The sequence below is a fragment of the Streptomyces sp. NPDC001222 genome, from assembly GCF_042896945.1.
Classification (GTDB): domain Bacteria; phylum Actinomycetota; class Actinomycetes; order Streptomycetales; family Streptomycetaceae; genus Streptomyces; species Streptomyces gibsoniae.
This window is the reverse complement of the sequence record NZ_JBIAXT010000079.1, coordinates 1-6,810: the sequence shown is the minus strand read 5'-3', so window position 1 is coordinate 6,810 and position 6,810 is coordinate 1. Positions and strand designations below refer to the sequence as shown.

5 protein-coding genes, 1 tRNA gene and 2 pseudogenes are annotated in these 6,810 nt (G+C 65.5%); 5 read left to right on the top strand and 3 right to left on the bottom strand.

The window, feature by feature from the left end; translation table 11 throughout:
- Positions 1 to 215 precede the first annotated feature (215 nt).
- Positions 216 to 752, top strand: coding sequence for a hypothetical protein (locus ACFY2Z_RS41470; protein ID WP_390749167.1), 537 nt, complete (start codon positions 216 to 218; stop codon positions 750 to 752).
- 624 nt (positions 753 to 1,376) lie between these two features.
- Positions 1,377 to 2,942 (top strand): protein kinase, encoded by a 1,566-nt coding sequence (locus ACFY2Z_RS41465; protein ID WP_390749166.1) that lies wholly within the window; start codon positions 1,377 to 1,379, stop codon positions 2,940 to 2,942.
- Between the two features lie 251 nt (positions 2,943 to 3,193).
- Here ACFY2Z_RS41465 and ACFY2Z_RS41460 read toward each other — a convergent pair.
- A pseudogene (locus ACFY2Z_RS41460) lies at positions 3,194 to 3,354 on the bottom strand (IS5/IS1182 family transposase); the annotation flags it as partial.
- 271 nt (positions 3,355 to 3,625) lie between these two features.
- Here ACFY2Z_RS41460 and ACFY2Z_RS41455 point away from each other — a divergent pair.
- From ACFY2Z_RS41455 to ACFY2Z_RS41445, 3 genes and pseudogenes are all read left to right on the top strand, one after another.
- Positions 3,626 to 4,516: a hypothetical protein gene (locus ACFY2Z_RS41455; RefSeq protein ID WP_390749165.1), complete on the top strand. Its 891-nt coding sequence runs from the start codon at positions 3,626 to 3,628 to the stop codon at positions 4,514 to 4,516.
- A gap of 139 nt (positions 4,517 to 4,655) precedes the next feature.
- On the top strand, positions 4,656 to 5,054 hold the full coding sequence (locus tag ACFY2Z_RS41450) for a GntR family transcriptional regulator (protein ID WP_390749164.1): 399 nt from the start codon (positions 4,656 to 4,658) through the stop codon (positions 5,052 to 5,054).
- Positions 4,970 to 5,625 (top strand): annotated as a pseudogene (locus ACFY2Z_RS41445) (tyrosine-type recombinase/integrase); the annotation flags it as partial. The gene ACFY2Z_RS41450 and the pseudogene ACFY2Z_RS41445, both read left to right, overlap by 85 nt.
- Before the next feature lie 59 nt (positions 5,626 to 5,684).
- On the opposite strand, the gene ACFY2Z_RS41440 reads toward ACFY2Z_RS41445, so the two are convergent.
- Positions 5,685 to 6,332, bottom strand: a complete 648-nt coding sequence (locus tag ACFY2Z_RS41440; protein ID WP_390749163.1) for a hypothetical protein — start codon at positions 6,330 to 6,332, stop codon at positions 5,685 to 5,687.
- A 163-nt stretch (positions 6,333 to 6,495) separates the two neighbouring features.
- Positions 6,496 to 6,567, bottom strand: a tRNA-Cys gene (locus tag ACFY2Z_RS41435).
- Positions 6,568 to 6,810 lie beyond the last annotated feature (243 nt).

Sequence of the window (6,810 nt, the reverse complement as noted above, 5' to 3'; positions counted from 1 at the left end):
GACGTGCGGTATTGCGCGTTCGCCCGCATCACACGCCGGTGTACTGATCACCGGTCTGCCTGACCAGCGAGACTGAAGAAGCCCACGGCTCTGACTAGTTCAGATGCCGTGGGCTTCTGTCGTTGTCGGTCGGCGTCGGGTGGCCTCGCACTGCCCGAGACGGCCCGTGGCAGAGGGTGTGTTACTTCCTTGCCACGCCGGGCTATCGTGCCGCCGTGACAAGCGCAGCGGAGCGTCCCATCCTCTTCCTCGACGTCGACGGTCCCCTCATGCCGTTCGGGTCGTCATCCAGTTGCTTGCAAGCCCCTGTTTCCGAATCCCCGGTGCCCGCCCGGGGGAATCCGCTGCTTGGGCGGCTTGACCCTGGTCTTGGGCCGCGCCTCATGGCCCTGGGCTGTCATCTCGTGTGGGCCTCGACATGGATGGAGGATGCAAACGAGGTCGTCGCCCCACGTATCGGACTGACGAGGCTGCCTGTCGTGGAGTGGCCGGACGCCTGCGCCGACGACAGTCCGCGCGGCCTGCACTGGAAGACCCGCCACCTTGTCGAGTGGGCCAACCGCCGGCCGTTCATCTGGGTCGACGACGAGATCAGCACCATGGACCGCCTCTGGGTCGATGCCCAACATCCTGGGCCGTCGCTTCTTCATCGCGTCGACCCGGCCAAAGGCCTCGTAGACGCCGACTTCTCCGCGCTCGCCGGTTGGCTCCGTGCCTTGGCGCCGAGCCGAGTCCCAAGCACAGGTGATTAGACGATGCCGGCACACCCCAGTTGGCTGGGCCAGCGGGTCTGTGGGGCTTCCGTGACAGGCCACCGGGTGCCGTAGGCGTCCGCGCTTGTTGCCGTCACTGCCGTCCGGCCCTCGATACGTGACCACCGCTTTACAAGTTCCTTCCTGCGGCCCAAGGGTCGGGGATGCGGCGCGCCAGCGTCCTGCGCAGTGTCCAACATCGACTTCCGTGGTACGGCAGGGTGCAGTGGTGTTGCCGTCAAAGACTGCAGTCAGGCCAGCGGTCTCGCTCATGTGAGGTGGTGTGACGCGCACTGGTGCGTGGACAGTTCAGCCGGCAGCTGTAGGCCTGCAGCGTAGGCCCCTTCGGCGACCAGGCCGAGATCGTTGCCGACGTCCCGCCGGAGGAGCGCACAGAGCCCGCCCGCTACCCGGCGGCCGGAACGCCACGGCTGTCGGCGTATCGGTCAGTGATCTGCCGGGGAAGCGGCTGACGGCGGAGGTCGGCGACGACGACCAGCTGTCCGACTGGCAGCTTGTCTGACCTGCCGCAACGCGCCAGCCACGGGGGAAGTGTGGCCGTTTCGTCGCTCTGCCGACTTGGTTCGGATATCTGACACAGGCTGGGGGTACCCGCCTCACATCATGGCCCATGGCCGAGTCCGGTACGCGGTGACAGCAACGGAGAACCAGATGAAGGCCCGCCTATCAGCGGTCCCGTCGGCACCCGCAGCGGTTGCGACGGACGAGCAGTCCGCCGAAGTCCTCTCCGGCCGCTATCGGTTGGGCGCGAGGGTCGGGTCGGGAGGCATGGCCGATGTCTACGAGGGCGTCGATACGCGTCTTCGGCGGCCCGTGGCCATCAAGATCTTCCGGCCTGGCCCGGACTCACAGACAGAAGACCATCTCCCCGCAGAGGCTGTTCTCCTCGGCCGCCTGCAGCATCCCGGCCTGGTCACCGTCTACGACGCCGGCCGCCACGACGACCGCACCTACCTCGTCATGCAACTGGTCAAGGGCCCCACGCTGCGCAGCCTCCTGGCGAGTGAAGCACTGCCTCTGCGGCGTGTGGCCGATCTGGGCGCCGCCCTCACGCGGGCGCTGGCCTATGTCCACCGGGCCGGCATAGTGCACCGCGACGTCAAACCGTCGAATGTCCTACTCGATGCGGCCGGTGATCCTCACCTTGCCGATTTCGGCATCGCGCGACTGGCCAACGCCACCCGCCACACGGCACCGGACGTGCTGATAGGCACCGCCGCCTACCTGGCACCCGAGCAGGTCGAGGGCAGGCAGGTCGGACCGGCTGCGGACGTCTACGCGCTCGGCTTGGTCCTACTGGAGTGCATGAAAGGCGAACTGGAGTATCAGGGCGCCCCGTTGGAAGCGGCGGTCGCCCGCCTCCACCGCCCGCCCGAAGTCCCCACCTGGTTGCCCTCGGACCTCGCGGCCCTGCTACGGGCCATGACCGCCCAGGACCCTGAGGCCCGCCCGGACGCCGAGCAGTGCGCGAAGGTCCTCGCCTCTCGGCCCGCCGGACCCGATCCACACCCTCTGCCGCTCTCGGCACCCTCCGAGGCGCGCCTTCCGACGCCGCTGGCCGCTCACCCCGACGCGAACGAGCACATACGGACCGAGGAGGCGGCGGTCACCCGGCGCAACCTCCACGGCGGCACCCGCCACAGCCGGGGCCTGGCCGTGGGCACGGCCCTGGCCCTCTCCGTGGCCCTAGGCGCGACCCTCGCCGTCACATCGGGCACTAGCGGAAGTGGCAACCGGGCAGCAGTGAAGCCCGCCGTAACCCCCACGCACCCGCCCTCAGGCACGGCGACTGCCAAGAGCGGGCCCGGTGCCCTCCCACCCTCCCGATCTCACGGCGCTCAGTCCCCCTCTAGGACATTCGACGTGTCCCACCCTGCTGCTGCGCCAACCGGATCTGTTGCCCAGCCCGTCTCCAGGACACTCGACGCTTCGTATCCGGCGGCTGCCCCGAGCTCGGGCCGCAGCGCCTCTATACCGCCCGCGAGCTCGACGCCGCCAGGATCGGCGTCACCGCCGCCACGATCCGCGCCGACCGCAACCGGGCCCGCTGGCCCGAGCCGGACGACACCAGCGGCGACGCCAACCGCTGGCGCGGCGCCACCGTCACCAAGGCCCTCGAGGGGCGGCGCGGCTACCGGCGCACCGCCCAGCCCAAGCCCGACGCATTAGGTGCCGAGGGCCAAGCCCCGCCGCGCCGTTGCATGCTCGACCTTCGAGAGGTACCTCGAGGCACCCGCTTTGCGGGTTTGTCCGGCCTGGTCAGGGTGGGATCCGGACGAGTCCATGAATGTTCACTCCCGTGTGGACAAGGTGATGGCCAGCCGGCGCTGAGCGGTGCTGGACGGCTGCGAACCGTGATGAACGAGATGGAAACTGAGACGGCACAGCCTTCTGTCCAGGGCCGGGACTTAGACCGTGTCCTACGTGATGAGGCGGACGAGTCGCTTGTAACAGGACAAGGCTGCCGCGAGTCCGAGAAAGGCCAGGTAGTTGCGGGGCTTCCTCTCGTAACGAGGGCTGAGTCTGCGGTCGCCAGCCCCGAGATCGTTCGCTCGATCACCCACCTCCGTTGGCCCAACCGTCTGCCAACAGCGTCTCGTCAGGGGTATTCGCTGTTCCGCCGCCCTGCGGCCGTGCCTGTTGCACCGGGATCAGCGGCTTGGCGATCTCCCACAGCCCGTCCGGCACGATCCAGCTCCACGTCTGCGGCCCATACCGGGTCAACGTCCGCCTCACCACGTAGGAGGCGGTCAAGGACAAGCTCGCGGTACGTCAGCGGTACGGCCTACCTCCGTACCGGTGATTTCCGTAACGGGAGCCTAACCGCCTCACCGAGTCCCTACGCTTTGGCCATGACAGCACGCGCGCATCCGAGTCCGACCAGCGATGAGGTCATCCATGCTCTTGAACGCACTGGGTACCTACTTGAGCAGCGGGTCGCCAAGGTGGTGAAAAATGCCGGATTCTACACCGGTACTGGGCGGGCGTTTAAGGACCCCGATGAGGGAAAGTCGCGAGAGGTCGACGTTTACGCCTTCAAAGAATTCTTCGCGAATGAAGCCGGGAACATTACGCTGGGTGTAAAGCTTTTGGTTGAGTGCAAAAATTCGTCAGGGCCCTATGTTGTGTTGGGGCGAAAGCCGGATGACAATGAGCGAAATATTCCGCCCTATTCCCATACGCTTCCTGTCGAGGAGGTGAAGTGGGTATCAAGAAGGGAAGGGGCTCGCAGGTACCTCAAGAGTCGCAAGACTTGGAACTGGCTCGGGCTGCAGGAGCTACCTCACAGTCCCAGTCGTGATGATAAAAGAGGCCTGCAGCTTGTGAGAATGAATTTGAAGAACAAGGAGTGGCAGGCCGATAACGCTTCCATCTTCGATTCTCTCACACTCCCTCTGATGAAGGCGGTTGAAGCGTTCAGGCCGATTCGGGACACTGGTCATACCGTCCCGGAGTGGGCGTATATGCATCTTTGCTTCCCTCTGGTGGTCACAAGCGGCGAGCTGTTTTATGTTGACGCGGACGAAGAGGTGCCCTCGGCGCAGGCGGTCGATTGGGCCCCGATCCATCGCCATATTGACATGGAGGGAATGAAGGGCGTCTTCTCCATGGATATTGTGCGCTTTGATGGATTGGAAAACTATATCGCTGAACGGGTGCTCGCCTTTTGTCGAGAGGTGAGTTCAATTGTGCGCGCAGATCCTGAAAAGCTGCGAATGAGAGAGGTGCCGAACCCTGAATGAGGAAGAGCGGGCAAAGGGTGCGTGGACTGCCGAAGCTTGGCGGAACCAGGCGTGTGAGCCTGAGCGGCGCCGCCGTGGGAAGCTTGCACTCGGGCGGAGTTGCCATCCCAGGATGCGACAAGGTCAAGAAAGGGGGCCCATGCCGCAGGCCAGCCCGCGAGGTACGTACTTGCAGGTCTCTGAATCATTGCGCCAGAAGATCGAGACGTGTGAAATCACAGAGGAGCTGCCCTCGCAGGCAGCGCTGATGAGCGTGTACAAGGTCAGCCGTAGCACCATCGAACGTGCCTTGAACGCGCTCAGGAACGAGGGACTGATCGAGTCCGTGCAGGGTGCCGGGTGGTACGTGGCAGGGACCGGCGACCGCCGGCCGTTGGTCGAGCGGGTGACCGACCTGTTGCGTGGCGAGGGGGTGAAGGTCGGCGACCGCTTCCCCACCGAGAAGGAGCTGTGCGAGCGGTTCGGCGCGTCCCTGACCGCCGTGCGTTCCGCCGTTGCGCAGATGGAAGGGCAAGGGCTGATCGGCAAGGGGACGTAGACCTTGACGGTGGGTTCCTCGTGGTCCGCCGTAGCCGTCACCGGCCGCAGTACGTCCATGGATGCACGGCGGCGGAGCCCTGCGGACGAAAGGCAGCCGGGTACTGCCCGCAGCGGCGGCGCACCAACCCGGACTTCGCCACCACCAAGTCGCGCGCCGGCCGCCGCGCGGTCGGTCTCCCCGAGCAGCTTGTTGACCTACTCCGTGCCCACCTCAAGGCACAGGAAGCGGAGCGACAGGCGGCCGGGAAGCGGTGGGAGGAGAACGGCCTAGTGTTCCCGGATGAGTACGGCCGTAGCCCATCCCACCGGCGGGACTGGACCGATGGAAAGCTCTTCTGGCAGAGGCCAAGGTGCGGGATGGACGTCTACACGATGCGCGCCACACGGCCGCCACGGTCCTACTCATCCTCGGTGTCCCCGAGCGTGCCGTCATGGGCCTCATGCTGTGGTCGACCACGGCCATGGCTGCCCGCTATCAGCACATGGTGGATGCCGTGCGGACGGACATCGCCGGACAGGTCGATAGCCTCATCTGGCAGGGGGCAACAAGCGACCGCCAAGGCACCTAAGTAGCTGGGCGGCTGCTCGGCAGCCGCCCCGGAATGTGCGCCATGGCGGACGGTAGCTATTACGTCCCCTGAGGCCCTTGCCTCATGGGGTAGTTCTCGCGCACCAATCTGACCAGTTCCGATCGCACGCCAAGTAAACCTTGCCTGGTCGTCTGTGCCTCTTCCGCCCATGTGCGCAGCGCATCGGCATCGGCTGATTCGGAATCTAGGCCTTCTAGCAACGCGCTGCGGTTAGCTTCGATCCACTCGCGTCGGCGGTTCGTTGCCTCTTCGAAGTCGTCGAGCAGTTCGGGGCAGTACACGAGCATCACGTTGCGCAAGGTGCGCCTCGCGGCCTTTCGCCGCTGTTCCGGAGTCAAGTACTTGACTAGGGATACCTTCGGCGTCAGCTGTTCCTTGACCTGCGTTGTAAGTTCTTCAACGCGCCCTACGTTGGAAGCTCTTCCGTCAATATGGAGTTCACCCAACTTGAACGCTCGCAGAAGCCCTGTGCGCCGTTGCGGAAGGGGCTCGCCCTCAAGTTTCCTGCGGATTAGCTGTTCAGCCTCATGGGCGGCGGTGATCCAGTCGTTGAGGATCGCGGCCAGTTCCATCAGTCCTGCATGGAGTGAGGGCCAGCTCGGTGAAGCCGTCACCTGCTCCTTGACGCCGCGAACGACCGCGCCGCTTGCACGCGTGACGATGGTTGCTTCGGGCCCTGTGATCATGAGGCGCCTCCCTGTAGCCATGCTGCCGCAGCATTCTGCAGTGCCGCTGGCGCAGTAGGCACAGGGCAGGTGCCAACTGAGACGGGAACTGAGACGGACGACCAAAAGGGCGGCATCCCCCGGGGGATGCCGCCCTTTTATTTTGCCTGGTCAGGCGGGGTAGAGACCGTGGCGGGAATCGAACCCGCGTAACTCGCTTTGCAGGCGAGCCCCTCAACCACTCGGGCACACGGTCGGGATCCGGTGCGGATCTGCCGGCGCGTGTTCCGGACCGACACAGGGACCGTAGGGTGCGGCGATCGGCGGGCTCAAGAGGATGGCGGGCGCCGCAACGGGACTGCCATACGCCGCAACGGGACTGCCATACCCCGTTCATGAACCGGGACGACAGGCCCTAGAGGGCTGATGAAGATCTTGGTGAGGGGCTGTCCGGCCGTAGGCCGGGCAGCCCCTGTTCGCTATGCGGTGGCCGGGGCGA

Excerpts from the sequence above, each read along its gene's own strand:
- ACFY2Z_RS41440 (WP_390749163.1), bottom strand. The coding sequence starts at position 6,332 with ATGATCACAGGGCCCGAAGCAACCATCGTCACGCGTGCAAGCGGCGCG.
- ACFY2Z_RS41465 (WP_390749166.1), top strand. The coding sequence starts at position 1,377 with ATGGCCCATGGCCGAGTCCGGTACGCGGTGACAGCAACGGAGAACCAG.
- ACFY2Z_RS41455 (WP_390749165.1), top strand. The coding sequence starts at position 3,626 with ATGACAGCACGCGCGCATCCGAGTCCGACCAGCGATGAGGTCATCCAT.
- ACFY2Z_RS41450 (WP_390749164.1), top strand. The coding sequence starts at position 4,656 with ATGCCGCAGGCCAGCCCGCGAGGTACGTACTTGCAGGTCTCTGAATCA.